This window comes from Neisseria sp. P0021.S007 (genome assembly GCF_051956855.1).
The window spans coordinates 1-603 of record NZ_JBQCXA010000774.1; the positions used below are offsets into that span (position 1 = coordinate 1).

1 protein-coding gene is annotated in these 603 nt (G+C 45.6%); it reads left to right on the forward strand.

The genetic code is table 11. The annotated features are described in order from the left end of the window. Positions 1–50: 50 nt before the first annotated feature. On the forward strand, positions 51–603 hold a 553-nt coding region (locus tag ACTHUR_RS15890), incomplete at its 3' end, for a type VI secretion system baseplate subunit TssG (protein WP_440399627.1).

The following is a 603-nucleotide window of genomic DNA, read 5'->3' on the forward strand; positions in this document are numbered from 1 at the left end:
CTGTTTACCCGGTTCAGCATTGTTTCTCTGCCATCCGGGAAAACATATACATGGAAAGACAGCAAAACAACTATCACACGGTTTTAGAAACGGCGCACAAAAGCGCTAAAGAAAATAACGGCAGGCAGACGCTTCCTTTATGGGAGATTCCTAGAAATAAAGCGCAGCGCGAAAGCGGGTCGTCTGAAATCTTCCAAGAGAAATTGGGGGAGTTTATTGTACGCAATGCGGCAACGATGAATTTCTTCCAATTTTGCCGGGTTTTAGAAACTCTTGCCGAAGGAAATGAAGAAAAGGCTGTCGAGTCAACCGTAAGATTTAGAAGGGTAAAGTCTTTATCTTTCCCTTCCGGGGAGATTGCATCGGTTGAATATGACGCAGAAGCCGATCTGCCGACTGTCAGGACGACATTTTTAGGTTTGTACGGTGTCGATGCGGTTTTGCCGGATTACTTCCTGAACGATATTGCGACGCATAAAGACGGCAGTGAAAGCCTGGCGGCATTTTTAGATATCTTTAACCACCGAATCACGACCCTGTTTTTCCAAGCATGGAAAAAATACCGTTATCCGTTTCTGTTTCAACGGGAGGGGCAAGATGACC